The sequence below is a fragment of the Polaromonas vacuolata genome (assembly GCF_012584515.1).
Lineage (GTDB): Bacteria > Pseudomonadota > Gammaproteobacteria > Burkholderiales > Burkholderiaceae_C > Polaromonas > Polaromonas vacuolata.
Genome location: NZ_CP051461.1, coordinates 2,219,667 through 2,241,092, shown reverse-complemented (window position 1 = coordinate 2,241,092; position 21,426 = coordinate 2,219,667). Strand labels below are relative to the sequence as shown.

General features: G+C 50.1%; 19 protein-coding genes and 1 tRNA gene. 5 read left to right on the top strand and 15 right to left on the bottom strand.

Features of this window, described 5'->3' with window-relative positions:
• The first annotated feature begins 164 nt into the window (after positions 1-164).
• Complete coding sequence (locus HC248_RS10205; protein ID WP_168922378.1) at positions 165-1,214, top strand: serine hydrolase; 1,050 nt, start codon at positions 165-167, stop codon at positions 1,212-1,214.
• 66 nt (positions 1,215-1,280) lie between these two features.
• Here HC248_RS10205 and HC248_RS10200 read toward each other — a convergent pair whose 3' ends face one another.
• The 3 genes from HC248_RS10200 to aat form a co-directional block, all read right to left on the bottom strand.
• Positions 1,281-2,063 (bottom strand): IclR family transcriptional regulator, encoded by a 783-nt coding sequence (locus HC248_RS10200; RefSeq protein WP_168922377.1) that lies wholly within the window; start codon positions 2,061-2,063, stop codon positions 1,281-1,283.
• An 84-nt stretch (positions 2,064-2,147) separates the two neighbouring features.
• Positions 2,148-2,891 (bottom strand): arginyltransferase, encoded by a 744-nt coding sequence (locus HC248_RS10195; protein WP_168922376.1) that lies wholly within the window; start codon positions 2,889-2,891, stop codon positions 2,148-2,150.
• Between the two features lie 14 nt (positions 2,892-2,905).
• Entirely contained in the window at positions 2,906-3,655 is a 750-nt protein-coding gene (gene aat / locus HC248_RS10190) for a leucyl/phenylalanyl-tRNA--protein transferase (RefSeq protein WP_168922375.1), read from the bottom strand.
• Positions 3,656-3,969: 314 nt separating this feature from the next.
• Here aat and HC248_RS10185 point away from each other — a divergent pair.
• Positions 3,970-4,045 (top strand) — tRNA-Asn (locus HC248_RS10185).
• Between the two features lie 1,299 nt (positions 4,046-5,344).
• On the opposite strand, the gene HC248_RS10180 is transcribed toward HC248_RS10185, so the two are convergent.
• A complete protein-coding gene (locus tag HC248_RS10180) occupies positions 5,345-5,785 on the bottom strand; it encodes a CBS domain-containing protein (RefSeq protein ID WP_168922374.1) in 441 nt (146 codons plus the stop codon).
• Between the two features lie 622 nt (positions 5,786-6,407).
• Between HC248_RS10180 and HC248_RS10175 the strand changes: the two genes are divergently transcribed.
• Positions 6,408-7,388 (top strand): IS30 family transposase, encoded by a 981-nt coding sequence (locus HC248_RS10175; protein ID WP_168920958.1) that lies wholly within the window; start codon positions 6,408-6,410, stop codon positions 7,386-7,388.
• Between the two features lie 115 nt (positions 7,389-7,503).
• On the opposite strand, the gene HC248_RS10170 is transcribed toward HC248_RS10175, so the two are convergent.
• A complete protein-coding gene (locus tag HC248_RS10170) occupies positions 7,504-8,367 on the bottom strand; it encodes an ion transporter (protein ID WP_168922373.1) in 864 nt (287 codons plus the stop codon).
• Between the two features lie 557 nt (positions 8,368-8,924).
• On the opposite strand from HC248_RS10170, the gene HC248_RS10165 reads away from it, so the two are divergent.
• The gene (locus HC248_RS10165) at positions 8,925-9,182 is read left to right on the top strand and encodes a hypothetical protein (protein WP_202882366.1); all 258 of its coding nucleotides are present in this window, start codon (positions 8,925-8,927) and stop codon (positions 9,180-9,182) included.
• Positions 9,183-9,240: 58 nt separating this feature from the next.
• A complete protein-coding gene (locus HC248_RS10160) occupies positions 9,241-9,591 on the top strand; it encodes a PIN domain-containing protein (RefSeq protein ID WP_337778975.1) in 351 nt (116 codons plus the stop codon).
• Between the two features lie 134 nt (positions 9,592-9,725).
• On the opposite strand, the gene HC248_RS10155 is transcribed toward HC248_RS10160, so the two are convergent.
• From HC248_RS10155 to HC248_RS10110, 10 genes are all read right to left on the bottom strand, one after another.
• Positions 9,726-10,739, bottom strand: coding sequence for a PfkB family carbohydrate kinase (locus HC248_RS10155; RefSeq protein ID WP_168922372.1), 1,014 nt, complete (start codon positions 10,737-10,739; stop codon positions 9,726-9,728).
• Between the two features lie 39 nt (positions 10,740-10,778).
• Entirely contained in the window at positions 10,779-12,251 is a 1,473-nt protein-coding gene (xylB, locus tag HC248_RS10150; protein WP_168922371.1) for a xylulokinase, read from the bottom strand.
• A 53-nt stretch (positions 12,252-12,304) separates the two neighbouring features.
• Positions 12,305-13,240 (bottom strand): AraC family transcriptional regulator, encoded by a 936-nt coding sequence (locus HC248_RS10145; protein ID WP_168922370.1) that lies wholly within the window; start codon positions 13,238-13,240, stop codon positions 12,305-12,307.
• A gap of 32 nt (positions 13,241-13,272) precedes the next feature.
• Positions 13,273-14,691, bottom strand: coding sequence for a D-arabinitol 4-dehydrogenase (gene dalD, locus HC248_RS10140; RefSeq protein WP_202882364.1), 1,419 nt, complete (start codon positions 14,689-14,691; stop codon positions 13,273-13,275).
• A gap of 10 nt (positions 14,692-14,701) precedes the next feature.
• Positions 14,702-15,430 carry an SDR family oxidoreductase gene (locus tag HC248_RS10135; protein WP_168922369.1) on the bottom strand — a complete coding sequence of 243 codons (729 nt, stop codon included), beginning with the start codon at positions 15,428-15,430 and terminating at the stop codon, positions 14,702-14,704.
• A complete protein-coding gene (locus HC248_RS10130; protein ID WP_168922368.1) occupies positions 15,427-16,470 on the bottom strand; it encodes an ABC transporter ATP-binding protein in 1,044 nt (347 codons plus the stop codon). Before HC248_RS10130 ends, HC248_RS10135 begins: the two co-directional genes overlap by 4 nt.
• Positions 16,471-16,547: 77 nt before the next feature.
• Positions 16,548-17,378, bottom strand: coding sequence for a carbohydrate ABC transporter permease (locus tag HC248_RS10125; protein ID WP_168922367.1), 831 nt, complete (start codon positions 17,376-17,378; stop codon positions 16,548-16,550).
• Positions 17,379-17,387: 9 nt separating this feature from the next.
• Positions 17,388-18,248 (bottom strand): carbohydrate ABC transporter permease, encoded by an 861-nt coding sequence (locus HC248_RS10120; RefSeq protein ID WP_168922366.1) that lies wholly within the window; start codon positions 18,246-18,248, stop codon positions 17,388-17,390.
• A gap of 121 nt (positions 18,249-18,369) precedes the next feature.
• On the bottom strand, positions 18,370-19,674 hold the full coding sequence (locus HC248_RS10115) for an ABC transporter substrate-binding protein (RefSeq protein WP_168922365.1): 1,305 nt from the start codon (positions 19,672-19,674) through the stop codon (positions 18,370-18,372).
• A gap of 516 nt (positions 19,675-20,190) precedes the next feature.
• Entirely contained in the window at positions 20,191-21,147 is a 957-nt protein-coding gene (locus HC248_RS10110) for a cyclase family protein (protein WP_168922364.1), read from the bottom strand.
• Positions 21,148-21,426 lie beyond the last annotated feature (279 nt).

Sequence of the window (21,426 nt, the reverse complement as noted above, 5' to 3'; positions counted from 1 at the left end):
TTGTTTAAATTCAATAGCTTGGACTGGCATTGTGGTGTGATTTGTGAATTGACTGATAAGATGTCCTTTAAGTATTAATCCGTAAGACAATCGCAACACTTTTAGTGTTGTACTTTTTTACTTTTTTAACATCTGTCAAGCTCTTCCAACGCCGAAACACCATCATGCCTATCAAAATTCTCAATCACGTCCTGAAAACCGCTGGCTTTCTGACGCTATTGACAGCTTTGCTAACACCTTTCGCACAGGCGACAACTGCTAGTAGCGCTGCTGCTAAAAGTTCACACCATAGCAAAACAGCTTCACAGAAAAAAGTAAGTGCCAAAAAGCGCGTCAGCACTGTAGTAAGCGCCAAGCGCCGAACAGTTGTGGCCCACGCGGTTGTGCCGGCTGTGCAGTCGTTTGGCCAAATGGCTGGTCTGCATAATTCTCCAGATCCACTAGATCTGAAGTCCAGCGTGGCGCTGGTCATTGATCAAGATACACGCGAAGTGTTGTTCAGTAAAAATGACCATGCCGTTCTTCCTATTGCTTCACTGACCAAACTCATGACGGGTGTCATAGTTGTTGGTGCGAAGTTAAATATGGATGAAATGATCACCATCACTCAAGATGATGTGGACACAGAAAAAAATAGTCGCTCAAGACTAAGTGTTGGTGCTACCTTGTCGCGTGCAGAGATGCTGCATTTGGCGCTGATGTCCAGTGAAAACCGTGCTGCGCATGCCTTGGGTCGTACCTTCCCGGGCGGAATGACGGTGTTTGTTAACAATATGAACGCTAAGGCAAAACTGCTGGGTATGCTTGATACCCGGTATGTTGAGCCGACGGGTCTTTCCAGCCTAAATCAGTCCAGCGCGCAAGACTTGGCCACCTTGGTCAATACTGCGCATGGCGACGCCACCATGCGCGAGTTGACTACTTCTCCCGGCTATGAAGTGGCACTCGGAAAGCGCACGCTTCAATACAACAACACCAATCGGCTGGTGAAAAATCCGCAGTGGGATATAGGTTTACAAAAAACCGGCTTTATCAATGAAGCCGGCCAGTGTTTGGTGATGCAAACAAAAATTGCGGGTAGAAAATTGATCATGGTGTTTCTCGACTCGGCTGGCAAGCTAAGCCGTATCGGGGATGCAGAGCGCGTGCGCCGCTGGGTTGAGAGTAACCCGGCGATAGACCGTAAGTACAACTTAAGTGCTTCAATCAAGTAATCGACTAGCGGTCTGACGAATTCTTAGCCTTTTAATAAAAAAGCCGGTCAGTGACCGGCTTTTTTATTACCCCCTTGACTTGTAGCCTAAGGCTGCTGATATTTCGTTTGCCGTGGCTTGCAGTTTGTCAAGCCAATGCTCTTCGAGTCTGTCCGCTGGCGCTGAGATAGACAAGCCTGCAATTAGCTTATTTTGATCGTCGTAAATACCCGCGGCCATGCAGCGCACACCCATCTCTAGCTCTTCGTTGTCGCGTGCAATTCCGTATTGCCTAGCTTTAGACAGCTCGCGCTCTAAAACGGGTAACTGCGTGATGCTGTTGCGCGTCTGACCGGGTAAGCCAGTGCGGCTGGCGTAGGTTTGTAGGCGATGTGGATCGTCAAAGGCTAAAAATAGTTTACCGACTGAGGTCAGGTGCAGCGGAGCTCTACCACCAATGGCACGAACAACCTGCATACCAGAGCGCTCGCTGTAAGCGCGCTCAACATAAATGATCTCGTCACCCTGACGCATGCTTAAGTTAACGGGTTGTTGGGTCAGTCTGTGCAGCTCTCGCATCGGTAGCAAGGCCGCGTCGCGCACATTAAGTCTAGCTTTGACCAGATTACCTAGCTCTAATAAGCGCATACCCAAGCGGTAGTTGCCCGCCACAGGCCTGTCGACAAATCGGCCTATGGCTAGGTCGTTGAGAATGCGGTGAGTAGTCGATGGGTGCAGGCCGGATTTCTCACTTATCTCCTTGAGTGTCATTGCCTCTTCCCGGTCGGCCATTATCTCTAATAAGGTGAAAATTCGTTCAATGACTTGAACGGTGGGCTTGGCGTTTAACGCGCTGTCAGTTTTTTTCATATGCAGACTTTCTGCATGAAATTTTACTCTGTGAAATGCAGCCTCATTGGGTGAACTCTTTTTAAAGCGCCGGGCATAGACTTGCTAGCGCGTCACCCATTGGCCGTTACTCAGAATTTGGTTGGGTTTAAAGTCGGCTTTGTAATTCATTTTCGGGCTTTGCTCTATCCAATAACCTAAATAGACATAGGGCAGAGTTAACTGTTTAGCCTGCTCAATTTGCCACAAAACGCCATAACTGCCGTAGCTCATGCCTGCTTCTGGGGCATAAAAGGTGTAGACCGCTGAGATACCGTCTTCCAGTACATCGACAAGGGAGACCATTTTCACTGCACCAGCCTGGCCACTCGGCAATATTTCGCGAAACTCCACCAGTCTAGAGTTGACCCGACTCTGCAATAAAAACTGCGTGTATTGGTCGACGCTGTCTTGATCCATTCCGCCACCAGGATGGCGGCTGCTTTGGTATTGCAAATAGAGCTGGTAATGCTCAGACACAAAGCTCAGCGTTCGCACCACCGCCTGTAAGGATTGATGCTTGCGCCAGGCTCTACGCTGGCTGCGATCAGGCTTGAATTGCATCACCGGTATGCGCAGCGGCACACAGGCTTGGCAGCCTTCGCAGTAAGGACGGTAAGTAAACATGCCACTGCGGCGAAAACCAGTGGTGACCAGTTCCGAGTACGCGCTGTTGTTGATCAGGTGGCTGGGTGTCGCTACTTGTGAGCGAGCTTGCCGGTCTGGCAGGTAACTGCACGGGTAGGGGGCGGTGGCATAAAACTGCAGATTTTGCAGTGTATTGGGTGGTGCGTCTTTGAGATTTGTCATCTTAAAATCAGACTTTAGACGGTCAACAATTCATTCCAGTATAGAGTTTGAAAATCCCACATAGGACTGGCCTCTTTGGCGTTACGCTGCAAATGCTGGACAAACTGAGTGCGCTCAATCTCTGCTGCGCCCAACGAGGCTAAGTGGCCAGTGTTTTGCTGACAATCTATCATGCTCACAGCGTTGACTTTACAAAAAGCGACAAGCGCAGCTAGTGCAATTTTTGAGGCATCGGTTTGGTTGGCAAACATCGACTCACCAAACACCATGCGTCCCAAGTTAATACAATATAGGCCACCAACGAGTTCACCGTTTACCCAAGTCTCCACACTATGCGCATGTCCGGCCTTATGCAAGTCAATATAGGCTTTAACCATGGAATCAACAATCCAAGTGCCACCTTGGCCGGCACGCGGCGCTGTTGAGCAGGCTTTGATGACGCGTTCAAAGGCGCTATCGAAGCGTATTTCGCAGTCGGGCGTGTCCCGAAAATGTTTAATGCTCTGGCGCAAAGAACGGTGCAGTTTAAAGTTTTTTGTCTCTAGCACCATGCGCGGATTGGGACTCCACCACAACACAGGCTGCTCATTGTTGAACCAAGGAAATATGCCTTGAGAATAAGCGTCAAGCAGCGTGTTGGTGTCAAGATTTCCGTTTGCCGCTAGCAGGCCGGGTGCGGGATCTTGCTCGCCCCATGCTGACTCCAACGGCGGAAACGCATCCCCCGCTTCAAGCCAGGTCAGCGAGCGTTGTGTTTGTGTCATCGCTTATGTCTTTACCAATAGGCTTTGTGTAAGGTGTTGCATAAGTCATGTTAGCTGAGGCCGCACCTCGATACACCACTGCATGGTATTTTCCTGCCGCGTGCTATGAAAATATTAGCGAGTCAATCGCTGGTAAGGCGTATTTGTGCTGTTAAACTATCCTCTTCGCTACACAGATTGCTTCACTGAAATCATCAGATTTTTATGAACTATTTCGTTAAATGTAGTTGATAGACATTTCATAAAAGCTTTCTCAATAACATGAGATTTTTTTAAAAAGGTTTAAAAAGCCAAGCTATAATATGAGACTATATTCCTCGATAGCTCAGTTGGTAGAGCGCCGGACTGTTAATCCGTAGGTCCCTGGTTCGAGCCCAGGTCGAGGAGCCAAACATATGCCTTCTAGGCACTAGCCCTGTAGCTACTTAATTGATAGCGCGGGGCTTTTTAATTTCCGCTTTAAATTGACTTGTTGACTCTTCCTGCGTGCGTCTTGTCCAAGCGCAGCTCTTGTGGCGGAGCATTAGTTGGCCCTGGCAGTTACTGGCTATCGCGGGTTGTTGCTTTTAATCGGCAGTCTTAGCTGTCAATCGGATCAATTATCTGTATAGACAGACACAGCTCCCTAAATTTGATAAATAAGTGCGCTCTAAGACCCACACTATTTTGCAAATATCGCACTAAAAATCTTTGTGGAATATTTAACAATATTGTCATAGATGGTTGTGAGCAAAAAATCCGAAATGAAAGCTCAAGCGGTACGAAATGTATTCTTAATCGTTTTGCGCGGCTTAGGTTTTAGATCTGGCCAAGACGACTGTTTTGATTAATTTTTATAAATTAATTCCACGCATAAAAAAACTTAGCCTAAATTTTTCTCTAGCGAACAACCGATAAAACTCGTTCAGCACATCTAGAAACTGCCCATTTCAGCGTAGTCGGCGACGTGGATACCTTTGCTACTGTTGGTATGTTGAATGCCCAAAATTAGTTGATAGTTTTTGAGTGAATGCTTGTCAGCCTTGGTTTAAATGAGTAAACGGCAAATCAGGTGTTCTGTGGAGTAGGTCAGTGATCTTTGAGTTAACGTCTGCTTGCGCTGCAGTCATGCGCTTTTTAAGGTGCTTGTGTTGGCAGTGAAATTTGTTGTCAAGTGCCCACGCGCTTTTGGGTAGCAAGTCGCGCACTGATAAGTGCAGCTTTTTGGCTAGCACTACAAAACCTATCAAATGCAATAACAAAAGCATAAGTAGCAAAAGCATAAGTAGCAAAAGCCGTATGTTTCTAATGGATATATGCTAACTAGGTTGTGCCAAGTGGAGATGCTTTTTGGATAGGCTTTTTTCCTTACCCACCTAGCTTGTGAAAACTTGAAGTTAATTCTGAACGAATGTCTAGATCTGTAACTTTTTTTAAAAATCAGACTTTTTATTGCATGACAGCTAATGCGGTAGATATTTTTTTAGACATATAAATTAAATTTTCTTTCCCAAAAAATACTTGGGATAGAAAACGTTTATTTAACTGTTGTTGTGTAGTGAAGGCTTAGTCGGTTCGTGGTTGCAATTTGAGTCTGAATTCGTCATAAATTTTTAACCCACGATTACAAATAATTCTTCGGCACAGCTCACTTTGGTAGGGACCGTGACAACGATCTAAGCCAAGTTAGTACTTGGCTTTCACTGCAATTTAATTGCCTTCGTGGCCCTTAATGAAGGTTTCTAAGAAATCAATTTGATTGCCCTGCAGACTTAAAATTTCTTTTACGATGTCACCAATAGAAACGACTCCAATGACTGTCCCGGCGTCAATCACAGGTAAATGCCGTATGTGGAGTTTCACCATTGTTGCCATGCATGACTCAAGGGTATCCTCAAGTTTGACGGTAATAAGTTTGCGTGTCATTACAGACTCAATGCTTGTTTCTGCTGCATTCGCTCCAGGTAACAGTACCTTTATGGCGCAGTCGCCCTGAGAGACTATGCCAACGAGTTTTTCGTCCTCTAAAACCAATATGGAACGCACGCGCTTATCGCGCATTAGCTCTAGGGCTTTAACAACTTTATCGTGCGGGGGAACCGAAACAATCGTTTTTGGTTTCCGATCTAGACAGTGTTTTACAGTTGACATAATGACCTTTTAGATGATGAATTGAAATAAATATTACGACACATAGTATCGGGAATTGTGTTTTGGTGTTGCCACTCAACTTCACTGTTTTTAACCCTGTAGTGTTATATTTTTTTCGTGTAGTCGAGTGAATTTTTTCTTAGCAATTGTTGCTTTCAAAGCAATGTCTGAGAATTTCTAGCGTGTTGACTGCAGACGCCTAGCGTTGTAGAAATTGACGCTCTTTGGACTGTTTCAAACAAATGGATAGCTAAGTCATCTAAAAGTAGGTGGGACAGATATTTAAACTTGAATTGGCTAATCTAGTCAGTCATAGAAAACTTTGAAATGCTATTGAAGTGAACCTTCGGGTGCTAACAGTACGGCTTATTTTGTCTGCTATCTGATTGCAAATAATTCACCGTTATCAGCTTGCCTTCTAAACTTTTCGCTGAGATATTTACGCATGAATTTATCTTCAAAGTTTTTTAAACCGTGATGAATTCAAGCATTTACTGAACGTCTTTTTTAATTTTTTAAAACGCGGATTCAAGTCTGAAGTGCAACTTTGAAATTAACCGTACGGGTGGGTGAGATGTGAGAGCATCCAAGCTTCCCGACTACCAAGTCAAAGTTGCCCAGAATGATTTACACACACCTCACCCGTGACGAACGTTACCAGATTGCAATCCTCGTCAAAGCAAACTTCAATCAAAGTGAAATTGCAAAAATGATGGACCGTGATAAATCGAGCATCAGCCGTGAGTTGCGTCGTAACCGCGGTCTACGAGGCTATCGCCCTAAGCAGGCAAATGACAAAGCCCAAGAACGTAGACTTGCCTGCGCCAATAGTCCTAGAGTTGCTGACTCGACATGGGCTGTAGTGGAGGAAAAGTTGGCTGAGGCTTGGAGCCCCGAACAAATCAGCGGCCACCTCGAAGCTCGATGCCAACCCGGTGTTAGCTATGAGAGCATTTACCAGTACATCTACGCTGACAAACGCGCGGGCGGCAGCTTGCATAAAACACTGCGTTGCCAGAAGACGCGAAAAAAACGCAGCAGCGGCCGTGAACGGCGCGGCACCATCTCTCGCCAGGTCTCAATAGAACTGCGACCCGCCATCGTGCTTGAGCGTGCGCGCTTTGGCGACTGGGAGGCTGATCTGGTGATTGGTGCCGGGCAGAAGCAAGCCCTAGTGACGATTAACGAGCGTGTCTCTCGGTATTCAATAATTTTCCACGTGCCATTCAAAACAGCGCAAGCCGTAGGGGACGCGTTAATCACTTTACTTAAACCATTCGCTCATTGCGTGCACACACTCACGACAGATAACGGCAAGGAATTTTCTCAGCATGAACGAATAGCTTCTGCGCTGAGTGCAGATTTCTTTTTCGCCCATCCATACGCCTCGTGGGAGCGTGGGGCAAACGAGAATATGAACGGTTTGATTCGCCAGTTTTTCCCAAAGGGGATGCGCTTTAATTGCATCACCGACGATGACATTGCTTTAGCGATGCACAGGCTCAATCATCGTCCTAGAAAATGTTTAGGGTATCGAACGCCGCATCAGGTTTTTATGGAACAGTTAGAGTCCTATCAGCATACGGTTGCACTTCAAGCTTGAATCCGCCAAAGATTAAATTGCCTCTTGTGTGGACATATGGATTAACGCAGGCCCGTGTCTTAGGTCGGCACGGACTCAGTCTGTGCCGCCACCAATAAGTGGCTGTTACTGCACGTCATGAGTCAGTATTTTCAAGACTTTGTTTGGAGTAGGGCGGTAATGGTGATCCGCAGTGCATGCAGAAGTTTGCATTCATTTGATGGCCGTCAGTTTGGCACTCCTCACAGGAGCGGTTTTTTGCGGCTTTGAGAAATCTGTCGGCACTGATTTCAGCCGTAACTATTCCTGTAGGAACTGCCAACGTTCCCCAACCCAATAGCATCATCATTGACGCGATCAAGCGCCCTAGATCTGTTTTGGGAATGATGTCGCCATAGCCCACTGTAGTCATAGTGGTGATAGCCCAATACACCGAAGTGGGGATGCTGGAAAAGCCATTGGCAGGGCCCTCGACTACATACATCACGGTTCCCAACACCAGAACAATCATCAGTACGGCAAACAAGAAAACCAAAATTTTGCGCCTACTCGCGGCTAATGCTCGGCCTAAAGACTGATATTCCGTGACATAGGCGGTGAGTTTAAATACCCGGAAAACACGCAGCAAGCGCAGTACCCGTACATCAATCAGCGCATGCATCTCCGGCGCTATCAAGGCTACATAGGTGGGCAACAAAGCCAGCAGGTCTATGACGCCGAAAAAGCTTCTCGCATAGCGAAGAGGATGACGCACACAAGTTAGGCGGGCGAGATATTCCAAGGTGAAAATAACGGTGAACAGCCACTCCATTGCGGCAAAGGTAGTGCGGTAGTCGTCGCCTAAACCGTTCACGCTGTCTATCACGACTGCTGCGATGCTGACCAATATGATGACAATCAGCCACTGATCAAACAAGCGACCAGCGTGGGTGTCGGCTTCAAAAATAACCCTGTGCAGGCGCAGTCGCCAGCCGGCCTCAGGTTTGCCCAAATACTCCATTTAAACGTTACTTTCAAATATTGCTTCGCACACCAAGCAAGCTGCGGCGCTGGGTGCTGGGGTTGGCGGGGGAAAGGGCTTTAAAACTGAGCGCATCAACGTTAAACGCTTGGTTAGCTGCCAGTGTGCTGTTGCTGCAAGTCGCCGCTTTAGCAGTATGAAGCCTTCGCTGCCTATCCAATCTATGGCGGCTCTAAAGTGCATTTTTTTAACTAAATCATTCATATTTTTTTGAATCTGGCGTTTGGATTTTTTAGCCCAGTCCAGAGCCACTTTTTTACTTTTGTCTATGAAACGTACCCAGAGTATGCCAAGAAAAATCTCCCCGACCGCAGCGCTTGTTGACGCCCAACGCAGGTCTTAAACAAAACTTTTCGCTGGCATGCTTAAGATTTTGCTTGGAAATCGTAGACAAGGGCCAAGCGCAAGGCCGACTTTAAAGCGGCTATTGGTGACGGCTAATTTCCCGTATCTGATGGTGTTTAACGGCGGCGCTTGGCTAGTGATGTTGCTGCGCACAAAATGTTGTTGAAGTTTTCAACAACTAAAGGTTTTCCATGTCAACCGTCAATTTCAGTGTCCCTGACGATGTTAAAGCGGCATTTAACGCGGCATTTAACGCCACCTTTGAGGGGCAAAACAAGAGTGCTGTCATTGCAGATTTGATGCGTGAGGCGGTAGAACGCGCGCATCAAAAAACCAATAGTCAGGCCGCTTACTTGCGAATCCTAGAGCGCAGAAAACACGCTCCAAGTATGACGAGGCGGATTTTCGTGCTGCCCGTGAAGAAGGTCGGACGTGATTGTTGTCGCTGATGCTAGCGTAGTCCTTAAGTGATTTCTTTTTGACTCTTCGGTACAAGACCATAGCGAAATAGCTCTGTCCATCTTTGAAGCGGCTGTCCTCGGCCGTATCCAATTGCTTCAGCCTGTGCACTTTATTGCTGAGGTCGCAGCTGTATTGGCGCGCTCCAAACCTGATGAGGCCCAGGATGATCTACTGGATTTGATCGCCATAGAGCGCCGCACAGTTGAAAGCCCAATGTTTTACGCGCGGGCCGTCGCACTGGCCACCCACCTCAAACATCACCTGTTTGACAGTCTGTACCACGCGCTGGCGCTTGAAACACCCGGCGCCATATTTGTCACTGCAGACCGCTGCTATTTTGATAAAGCGCAGCACTTGGGCCAAATCGCTTGGCTTGCTGACTTTGTGGTGACTTAATGCGTTATCAAAATAATAGTTGCTCGCTTCAGTGTCACTTGAATTGCTTACCTTTTTTCCAATCGACACTGCACTTATTTGCTCCTTAATGCCAAGCAAGAATCGGTGAAAAATTCTCAAGCAATAGCTATCTTTCAGATTGCTGAAAAAATAAGTGCGTCGTGGTTTATTGTGTTGTGCGCCAAACGCTCTAGCACTTCCTCGCGCCTTGGTGGCTCACAACCTTGACGCATCACGCAAATACTGGCGCTAGCAACAGCGTTTTGCAGCACAGAGTGGGCTTGTTGAGTGTCCACGGCAGTCGATCCCCAGGCACGCGGTAGAGCTAGCTCAAGCACACTCGCCAGCAGCCCCGCCAGAAAGCAATCGCCCGCCCCTACGGTATCGGTCACTTCAATTTTCTGCATCTCTCGGGCATAAAAAACTTGACCCTGACGGGTGAGCAAAGCAGCGCCTTCAGCGCCGCAGGTCAGCGCTACAAAATGCGCTCGGCTGTATTGCAATAAATGACTGGCTCGCTCGATGACGTTCGCGCCGGGAAGGTTTAGGCAAGCCAGGTCTTCATCACTAGCCTTAATGATGTCGGCATATTGCAAGACCCGTAAAACATGCTGCTGATAGCTTTCAAGGTCAGGCATAACTGATGGCCGCAAGTTGGCATCGATCACCACAGCTTTCCCGGCATCGTACTGAGACGCCAGCCATGGCAAATAGATATCAGCGTCGTTTGGCGACAGCGCGAGCGCGCCTGAGCACACCATAGACAAGGCTTTTGCTTGCGTGCAAGCGTGTATTAGGTCGTTCGCGCTGCATTCCCGGTCCGCCACGCCTTCGCGATAAAAAGCGTAATCAGGTTGGCCTTTGCTATCGACATTGACGACGGCCAAAGAAGTCACTTGCTGCACTGCCGCCGGGACGGCTAAACACACACCATCGTTTTCTAAAGCCGCCGCCAGTTGCCGGCCAAACCGGTCACGGGAGAGTGGGTTTAGGTAAAGCGTTTGCACACCCTGACGGGCTAGTGCTCGTGTCAAGTTGAAGACTGCGCCACCCAGACAAGGCTTAAAGCGCCCATCTGCATCGCCAATCAGGTCAATCAGTGCCTCGCCCGCAGTGGCGACCTGTGCATTCCAAGTTTGTGCTGTCATTTAACGCTATTCATTTATATTGTTGGCGAATTAACCAAGTTATGCCGCTACGTATTGATGACGAATGGCTAGGTACAAGCTGCGATATCGCAGGTGGCGTGCTTGCAGTCTTTGATGTTCATCAGCGCGGGGCTCAAAGCGTTGGGTAATGAAAGGCACGCTGCAGACATCTAATTCTGTGCCGCCCGCAGCCAGACAGCCCAGGCGCGCAGCGCCCAAGGCTGCTCCCGCGCTACTGGCTTCGTGCGTGGTCAGGGGAACACCCAACGCATCGGCCAGCATCTGCGCCCACACAGTACTGCGCGAGCCGCCGCCCACTATGGATAGCTCTGACACTGCGCTCGACGCAGGCAAGCTCAATGTCTTGAAACCGTCGAGCAGGCCCAGAGTTATCCCTTCTAACACCGCATAGGCGATGTCGCTACGCTCGTGCACGTTTGACAGCCCAAACAGAAGCGCTTGCGCATCGGCGTTGTTGTGCGGCGTCCGCTCGCCCGACAAATAGGGCAAGAAAATTGGCGCTTTGGCGCGCGCTTCAAGACGGCAGGTTGCGGCGGCGGCAATCAAAGCCGACTCGTCGGCGAAACCAAAGTTGCGAGCCGCCCAAGTTAGTGCGCTGGCGGCTGACAGCATCACCGACATTTGATGCCAGCGCCCCGGCAAAGCATGACAAAACGCGTGCATGGCATGCGCAGGGTTGGGTGAGAATTTGTCGGTCGTCACAAAGATAACCCCCGATGTCCCCAGCGAAACAAAGCCCTGACCGGCCTTTACTAAGCCCATTCCTACGGCACTGGCCGCGTTGTCACCAGCGCCACCAGCTATCAACACGTCCTTGGACAAACCCCAGCGCTCAGCTAGCTCGGGTAAAAGTTTTCCTGAGACTTGATTGCCTTCGACCAAGCGCGGCATGTGCCCAAGCGTCAGTCCGCTGGCTTTGAGCAGCTTTTCGCTCCAGCACCGTCCACCCACATCGAGCCAAAGCGTGCCCGAAGCGTCGGACATATCACTGACCGCAACGCCGGAGAGTTTTAACCTAAGCCAGTCTTTAGGTAGCAAGACGAGTTGCGTTTTATCAAAAATATCGCGCTCGTGTTCGCGCACCCACAATAGTTTGGGCGCGGTAAAGCCAGGCATGGCGAGGTTGCCAGTAATGTCGCTGAGTTCGGGTAAGGCGCGGGTGAGTTGCTCGCATTGGCTAGCGCTACGTCCGTCGTTCCACAAAATAGCGGGACGCAGTACTTCTTGCTTAGCGCCCAGCAACACCGCACCATGCATTTGACCGGCCAAGCCAATTGCTTTTATTTGCGACAGTGTTTCGGGATGCTCGCGCTTGAGTTGCGTCATCACTGTTTCTAGCGCCTGCCACCAGTCGGCCGGGTTTTGCTCAGACCATAGCGTCTGGGGGCGCTGTACTGTCAATGGCGAACCCGCTGTGGTTATGACTTGTTGCTGATCGGAAAGCAGCAGCGCTTTAAGTTCGGACGTGCCGAGGTCGAGACCGAGAAACATTTGTATGCCGATGTAGTTAAAAAAGAAGGCGGCGCCGCGCGCCGAGAAAAGAATTAGTGTCTGCCGCGAAATCGCGTCAACGACTGTTTGCGAAATTCGCGCGGCGTCATGCCTTTGGATTCGAGAAAGCGGCGATTGAAGTTGGCGATGTTGTTAAAGCCTACTTCGTCGCAGATCAGGCAAATCTGCTGATCGGTGTCCATGAGCAATTGGCAAGCGCGACTAATACGTACGCGGTTTACAAAATCAGTAAATGTGTTGCCGGTGGCTTTGCGAAAAAAGCGCGAAAAGCGGCTCTCACTCATGCCGAGTTCGCGGGCCATTGTTGCTGCCGAATGGGTTTCATTGAGGTGATCAATGATGCGGGTTACCAGTACATGGATTTGATTCACAGAGGCGTCATCGTCGTCGCTTTGCAGTTGCACGTTCGACAGCAACCGGTAGTCGTTGCAAGCAGCCAGATCACCCATTAAATCAATAAACGCAGCCAGCCTGCGTAGACCGGTGGCTTGCTTGATACGGTGCCAATGGCGTTCTGCACGCTCGCCCATTTCGAAAAATTCAATCCCGTTGCGCGCCCGCTCTAGCAGGGGTTGTAATTCGGCTAATTCAGGAATCAGTGAGACGGACTTTATCAGTGGTTCGTGGTCAAACTGAATCACCAAGTCTCTAAGCGGCACACCACCTTCAGGCGTGTCCATAGACAACCAGTTGTGCGGTAATCTGGGGCCGGTTAGCACCAGATGACCGGGCTGAAACGGGCCTATCCAGTCACCCACAAAAGCCTTACCTGACGTCGCTGTGATCAAGTGCAGCTCGTACTCATCGTGATAGTGCCAGCGTGCCAAGGGTGTGGGAAAACCGTGTGACAGACAGCGCACGAATCCAGCCGTTTCTTGTGCTTCATAACCTAAGTCAGGCGAGCGCGCATGTTCTTGTTCACGCTCGGGTTTGAGCTGACGCGGGATGGTGCGGTTTTGGATTGTCACAGGGCTATTTTGCACTTGAAAAAGGGCTTTAATCAGGCTGACTGGGGACTGACACCGCTATGCTCATTCGTGAACCGGTCTACCCGCTGGCTAGCGCTGCGCACGGCGCTTACCAAACGGCCATCACCGACCAAGTCGCCCCACAGTGGCGCATCGGCACAAAAAGCAGCTATCGGATCGGTTGCATCGCAAATCGCATGTGCTACTGACGCATCCATTGCCTGATCTTGGTAGGCGTAGGGCAGTAGCCCGGCGTGCCAGCGTTTGAGGTAGGCGAGGAACAAGGCTGGCAGCATGGCTACGCTGTCGATAGACTCGTTGCGCGCTAAACGCTGGCGTATGGTGGGTGCGATAAAGCCGGGAATTTTGCTAAAGCCGTCCATCGCCACGCGCTGGTTGGTGTCACAAATGGCGGCGTTGCCAAAGCGCGCAATTACCTCGTCGCGGTAGCGGGGTAAGTTAATTGGGCAGGGCTGCTCGGGTGTGTCGAGCACCGGAATCACATCGTCGGTGACGTAGTCATAGGCGAATTGACGAATTTGCGCGTCGTGCGTGCCTTCGTGGATATACAGAAAACCCACCAAGGTGCCCGCCCAAGCGATGCACGAATGAGTGGCGTTGAGGAGGCGAATTTTGGCTTCTTCGTAGGCGTCGACCGAGGCCACCATTTCCACGCCTACTTTTTCCCATGCCGGGCGCCCGGCGATGAAATTGTCTTCAATCACCCACTGTATAAAGCGCTCACCCATCAAAGCGGCTGGATCATCCACGCCAGTGGCGGCCTTCACGCGCAAGCGTACATCGGGTGTGGGGCGTGGCGTGATGCGGTCAACCATGGCGTTCGGGCTGGTGGTGTGGGCTTGTACCCAGGTCAGTAGCTCGGTGTCCCCCGTCAGTTCAATAAACTGGAGTAGTCCACTGCGCGAACGCTCGCCGTTATGGCGCAGGTTGTCGCAGCAAAGCAGAGTGACCGCCCCAACATTGGCATTTTTTCGGGCCTTGAGTATGGCTGTCAGCGCGCCATAAATAGTGTTGCCGGGTTTGTCTGCGCGAGCTACCTCCAAATCATGGCGAAGGTCTGCAAAAGTCGCTAGGTCGAGACGGTTTTGCGCGTCTAGGTAGTAGCCCGCCTCGGTGACGGTAAAAGAAATGATTTTGGTCTCTGCGCTACTGCCTTGGGCTACTAAGCCGGCTAAATCTGGCGTGTAGCCTATGACTTGGCTTATCGACTTAATGCGCTCGTATTCGTGAACGCCGCTAGGGGAGATAGTCTCCAGCGTGTAAGCGCCGCTTTGAATTTGCAAGGCGGCGATGGTGTCTCGCATATCCGGGCGGATATTGCCGCCCGCCAAGGTCCAGCTTTTGTCGCCAGTTTGTTGCAGTTGGTGCAGGTATACGGCCTGATGAGCGCGGTGAAACGATCCCAGACCAAGGTGGAGCATGACATTCATAGGGTGTGTTTCACAGATCAAAGTTGGTGGGCATCAGCACCACATCGCGTATCGTCATAGCGCGTGGTCGGGTGAGCATGAAAAGAATCACTTCGGCGATTTCGCTGGCTTCAAGAAGGCTGCCAGAAGCTTTGGCTTCTAGGAGTTTTTCGGCTGGCCAGTCCGCCAATAAAGAAGTAATGACGGGGCCTGGCGAGACTGAGCCAACGCGTATTCCGTGCTTAAAAACCTGTCTTCGCACGGTTTGCACAAAACAATCAATCGCCCATTTAGACGATGCGTAAACCGGCTCCCAAGGTGTGGGGAAATGCGCTGCCAAAGAGCTGGTGATGATGATGTCGCCAGTCTTGCACTCAATCATGTGGCGCAGCACATCGCGTACATTTTTCATCACTACGTTGACGTTGAGGTTGAGCATCCGGTCTATTGCCTCGTGCTCCGCGTCCACCAGATCGCCGCCCACGTATAGGCCTGCGTTGGCGTGAAAAATGTCCAGCCGTCCGGCACTATCCAATATCTGTGGCATCAGCGAGGCGCATTGTTCGGCATCCAGCAAGTCAAGCAGCAAGGGGATGGCTGCGTCTCCATGCGGTGCGCAGGCGGCGGTCAGCGCCTTTTGGTCGCGGTCAATTAGTACGACGCGTGCGCCGGCCTGAATCAGCGCTTGTGCGCTGGCCAGACCAATACCTGATGCCGCACCGGTGACGGCGGCGACTTTACCGAGAAAAGCTTGTGTCATTTGCTTGCAGCTTTGACAACACGACCTTTGCTGTCGAACCAATGGGCTTTGTTAAGCGCCATGGAAATGCTAACGGCGTCACCGGTTCGTAAAGAAGTGCGCTCACTCTGGCGCGCGACTAAATGAGCACCTTCCAATGTGGTGACATGAACCAGTGTTTCTGCGCCCAACGCTTCTATCAATTCAACCTTGCCTTGACTATTGCCGCTGCCGTCGGTGCACACCAATAGGCTTTCGGGGCGCAAGCCGATAGAGCCACCTTTAGCGCCCGCAGGGGCCATAGCCGCGATAGCAGTAGGCCACTGGGCGTGGTTCAAGATGTTCATTTGCGGCGTGCCTATGAACTGCGCCACAAACTGGTTGGCTGGGTTGTCGTAGAGGTCTAGCGGTGTGCCTACTTGCTCAATCAGACCGTCGCGTAAAACCACGACGCGGTCAGCCAGCGTCATCGCCTCGACTTGATCGTGCGTCACGTAAATCGTAGTGGCACCCAGATCCCTGTGTAGTTTGGCGATCTCCACACGAGTCTGCCCGCGCAATGCCGCATCTAGGTTGGAGAGTGGCTCATCGAATAAAAAAACCTTGGGAGCGCGGACGATGGCGCGACCAATCGCTACGCGCTGGCGTTGACCACCGGAGAGCTCTTTTGGTGTGCGCTTTAAATAGGCTGTGAGGTCGAGTATCTCGGCGGCTTTTTTTACCTTGGCATCTATCTCAGACTTGGGAACATTGGCCAGTTTGAGCGCAAAACTCATGTTTTCGGCCACGCTCATGTGGGGGTAGAGCGCATAGCTTTGAAACACCATGGCCAGATCGCGCTTAGAAGAGGGCAAGTGGGTGATGTCGCGATCTTCTAGCGTGAGCGAGCCGCCATCGATGTGCTCAAGACCGGCGATTAGGCGCAGCAAGGTTGATTTGCCGCAGCCTGAAGGACCGACAAAGACGACGAACTCGCCTTGCTGTATGTCCAGATCAATCCCCTTGATCGCACGGTGCTCACCGAAAAACTTTTCTAGTCCTTGGAGTTGCAAATAAGCCATGAAAGTAGTCCCAATAATTTGTTATTGATTTGCCGCTGCAAATCTATTGTTTTTAGTCAACAGCAGGGCACAGGTCATCACTTGACAGCACCAAAAGTTAAGCCTTGTACCAGTTGCTTTTGGCTAAACCAGCCAAACACCACGATAGGCGCGATGGCCATGAACGATGCGGCCGATAGCTTGGCCCAAAAAAGTCCTTCAGGGCTGGAGTAACCTGCAATCAGAGTGGCCAGCGTTCCGCCATTGGCGGCGGTTAGGTTAAGACTCCAGAAGGCTTCGTTCCAACTCAGCACCAGACACAGCAAACCCGTCGATGCAAAGCCGCCCAAAGCTAGTGGAAACAGCACCATGCGGGCTTCTTGCCAGAGTGTTGCGCCGTCCATGCGCGCGGCTTCCAAAATTTCGCGTGGAATTTCCTTAAACTGCGAATACAGCATCCATACCATGATGGGAAGGTTGGACAGGGTAAACACAATAATCAGTGCTATGGGTGAGTCTAGTAGGTGGCTTTTTTGTGCCAACACATAGACCGGCACCAGCGCGCCCACAGCCGGCATCATCTTTGTCGAGAGCATCCACATCAATATATTTTTGTCGTGTTTGCCTTTGAAAAAAGCCATGGCGTAAGCCGCAGGGGCTGCGATCATCAAGCCTAAAATCGTAGAGATCACGCTGGTGATGACTGAGTTTTTGGCGTATTGCAAATAATCACTGCGTTCATTTACCGCAAGAAAGCTCTCCAGCGTGGGTTTGAAGAACAACTCTGGCGGCACCGCGATGGCTTGCAGTTCGGTCTTAAATGACGTCAGCATGAGCCAAGCGAGCGGAAAGAACAGCAGCAGTGCAACGCCCCAAGCGGCGACGCTGCGAACGGCAAAAGCGGCTGTGTAGGTAGATTGTCTAGCCATGATTTATCCTTATTTGTCGAGGTTTTTGCCGACCATGCGGATCATGAAAATCCCCGCTATGTTCGCCAGTACGACCGCAAACAGTGCGCCGGCTGAGGCAACGCCTGCATCGAAGTTCAGCAAGGCCTGTTTGAAAATCAGGTAAGCCACGTTGGTACTCGCGTCGCCCGGGCCGCCACCTGTGGTGGTGTAGATTTCGGCAAATATGCTGAGTAAAAATATCAGTTCAATCATCACCACCACTGCAACCGAGCGAGCCATGTGGGGAAAGTAGAGGTAGCGCAGTTGCTGCAAATAAGTTGCGCCGTCCATACGCGAGGCTTCTAGCTGTTCGCGGTCCATGCTTTGCAGAGAGGTCATAAAAATCAGTGTGGCAAACGGCAACCACTGCCACGACACCATGAGGATTACCGAGAACAGCGGCAACTCAGTCAGCCAGTCCACCGGCGTGGCACCAAAAAATATCCAAACTTGTGCCAGTACACCGTAAATGGGGTTCATCATCATGTTCTTCCACAGCAATGCATTAACTGTAGGCATGACAAAAAAGGGCGAGATGAGCAAGATGCGCACTAAGCCGCGACCAGCCAGCGGCTCGTTAATCAGCAATGCAATCAAAGTTCCAAGGACGACAGTGATCAGTATCACGCTGCCGAGTAAAAGCAAGGTGTTCTGAATCGCCGCACCAAAAGAAGGGTCGGTCACAAAGTAAATGTAGTTCTCCAATCCGATGAAGTCGGACTGGTCTGGCTGCAGCAAATTGAACTGGATCAAAGAAAAGTAGATGCTCATCACCAGCGGCACAATCATCCACAGGAAGAGAGTGCCCACGGCGGGCGCCAGCAAAAGGCGAGGAAGCGTGCGGTGCATTGCAGTAAACCCAAGGTAGATGAATTTGTGCGCGAGCTGTCATGCGCGCAAGGCTTATGCAGATTGTTCTGCAAAGGCATGAAGGGCCGACACATAAAGGTCGGCCCGTCGAGACGGTTTCTTACTTGTAGTAACCAGCTTTTTTCATTTGACGCTCGGCCACGTTTTGGCTGGCTTTGAGTGCCTCGTCCACCGTCTTTTGACCGGCTAAAGCCGCACTCATTTGCTGACCCACCGTTGTACCAATGGCTTGGAACTCTGGAATAGCCGCGTACTGCACGCCAACGTATGGGCTCTTAGGCAGGGTGGAATCGTTTGGATTGGCCGAATCGATGGCCATTTTTTCAGCCTTAGCAAACCGGGCTATCTTTAAGAAATCCGCATTCGCATAAGTACTTTTGCGCGTACCGGTCGGCACTGTGGCCCAGCCATTGGTTTGACCAACTAGATTGATGTAATCCTTAGAGGTCGCCCAGGTCACGAACTTTTGCGCTGCATCTACTTTCTTAGACCCCGCTGGAATGGCGAGAGACCAAGCCCACAGCCAATTCGCACCCTTTGCAGTTAGTTGCGTTGGCGCTTGTGCAAAAGCCATCTTGTCAGCCACTTTCGATTGCTTGGGGTCGCTCACGAAGGAAGCCGCGATGGTGGCGTCAACCCACATGCCGCACTTGCCAGAGTTGGTCAGCGCCAAGATTTCATTAAAACTATTGGCTGATGAGCCCGGAGGGCCGTATTTGGTCAGCAGGTCTACATAAAAGGTAATCGCGTCCTTCCATGGTTGGCTGGTCAACTGGGGCTGCCACTTCATGTCAAACCATTGACCACCGTAAGTGTTGACCATGGTGGAGATTAAGGCCATGTTGTCGCCCCAGCCCGGCTTACCGCGCAGGCAAATGCCATACACGCCATTTTTTGGGTCATGAATTTTCTTGGCTAAATCGGCGACTTGCGTCCATGTGGGCCGCTCGGGAAGCGTTACACCAGCCTTGTCAGCCAAGTCTTTGCGGTACATCAGCATTGAGCTCTCGCCGTAGAAGGGTGCTGCGAACAGCTTGCCATCAACCGACAGGCCGTTGCGTATGTTGGGCAGTAAATCGTCAACGTCGTAGGCCGCATCAGTCTTGATCTCTTGCAACCAGCCTTTTTTCCCCCAGATCGGCGTCTCATACATGCCAATCGTCATCACATCAAACTGACCACCTTTGGTGGCGATATCAGTGGTCACACGTTGGCGCAACACGCCTTCTTCTAATGTGACCCACTTGAGTTTGATGTCTGGATTGGCTTTTTCGAAGTTGCCGCTGAGTTTTTGCATCTCGATCATGTGACCGTTATTGACAGTTGCAATCACAAGTTCAGTCGCCGCATGCGCCATGCCGGCGACTAAACCAAAGGCCAATACCAAGGATGCTTTGAGTTTCATGAGATGTCTCTAGTAGTAATGTTCGTTGGATTCAAAGTGCTAGGCCATATTCGCACCTGCATATAAATCATAAGCAAGCGAGGGTTGCAATGGTGATACCAGAAATTCAATTACTTATACTTTAATGCATCGCAATCTAGTGATTTCCCTAAGTTTTTAGTTTTAAGTATCTAAATTTTTCAGAGTGTTTGGATCAGTATGGAATTGGCGCATGACTGAAGATAAAGCTGCGATGGATTCATCAAACAGCTAACCGATGGGTAAAAACAGCAGTCGATCCATGCTGGCTTGAATCTTGGTTTAGGTGCCTGACTTTGACGTCGGACTTTTAATCATAAAAGCCGACGAGCTTGTCAGGCGCAAATCCCGACAAGCTCTTTTTACGGCTTATGTCTACATCGCATTTCTTTGCACTATGCGATTTGTAAGCTAAACATTTAATTAAAGAATTAAATTTCACGCAAGAGTTTGAGATTTTTACCCCTTGGATGCTGCTTACTTTTCGGCTGTGTTGGCCTATCGAATCGCAACCGGGTTGATGATGGCTTGCACGCTACCGGTGATGCGCGATGCGCCCAGCGTAAACATGAATTCCCAAGCTTTGTCTTTGACCAGTGGGCCAGTGTTCATGTTCTCCAATATGTAAATGCCATTTCTCGCCAAGAGAATTTGGTGGACTTCAAAAACTCCCACATTTTTTTCAAACGGTATAACTTCCAGTGCCCACTGATCTGCCCCAACAGCAACAACTTCTTTAGAGGCTAAAAAGAGCGCACCGTCTTTTCCTAAGCCCGGTTCACCGGCTAAAAATCGCTTATTGTCTTTGCCTTCTAAAGCCTGCCAGCCGGTGTGAAAAAGTACCACGTCGCCTTTGCGAATATCGATACCTTGGCGCTTGGCTTGCTCTTGAATTTCTTTGCGGTTAAAGGCCGTGCCTTCTTTGACCATGTCCACGCCGAAATACGCCGTCATATCCAGAACAATGCCGCGCGTGACAAAAGGTGGAATTTTTTCGACGCCAAGTTTTTTCAGACCATTGGTCTGTGCAAAGTCACTATTTTTAAAGCAGTTGTAGTAAACGTTGTCCTCGCCGATATGACCTAGACCGTCGATCTGTGAGCCTATGCCAACCCAGCCGGTGATGATGTCGTCGTTGTACGTAGTTTTAGTGGGCCCTAAGCTGCCCCCGCCTGCTTGACCAGGTTGCACGATAGTGACTGCCCAATTGCGTGGAGCATAGGCGGCACTAGCAGAATTCGTCTCAAAACCCAGCGCATATGTTTTGCCCGTCTTAACCAATTTGGCTGCATCTATCGCCATTTGAGGCGTGAGTAAATTGGCTGCGCCTATCTCATCAGCCGCCCCCCATTTGGATTTACACCAATCGTCTTGTGCCCAAGCGTTGTTTGACAACACAAAAAAACCAAGGCTCGCAGATAGCAACCAAGGACGCAGAGATTTATATGTTTTCATGATCTAACTCCATCAAAAAATTTACTAAAAACCCAGATTTGGGGATTCTCATGTGTTGAGTAAATCTTTTATAACGGACTAATTTTTTTTGTCATGCGCGTAGGTGACAAAGCGCGGGAAAACACTGATTTTTTACGACTGTTTTTTTAAAGCAGCAGTTTTTTTACAAAAAATAAATGTAGTTCACGCTTTGAAACGCTTGATGTGCGAACCCTCAAACTCTGTATTGTTGGTGTGCAATAAAGAGATTTAAGGGAAATTTATTCGCATTTTTTTTCA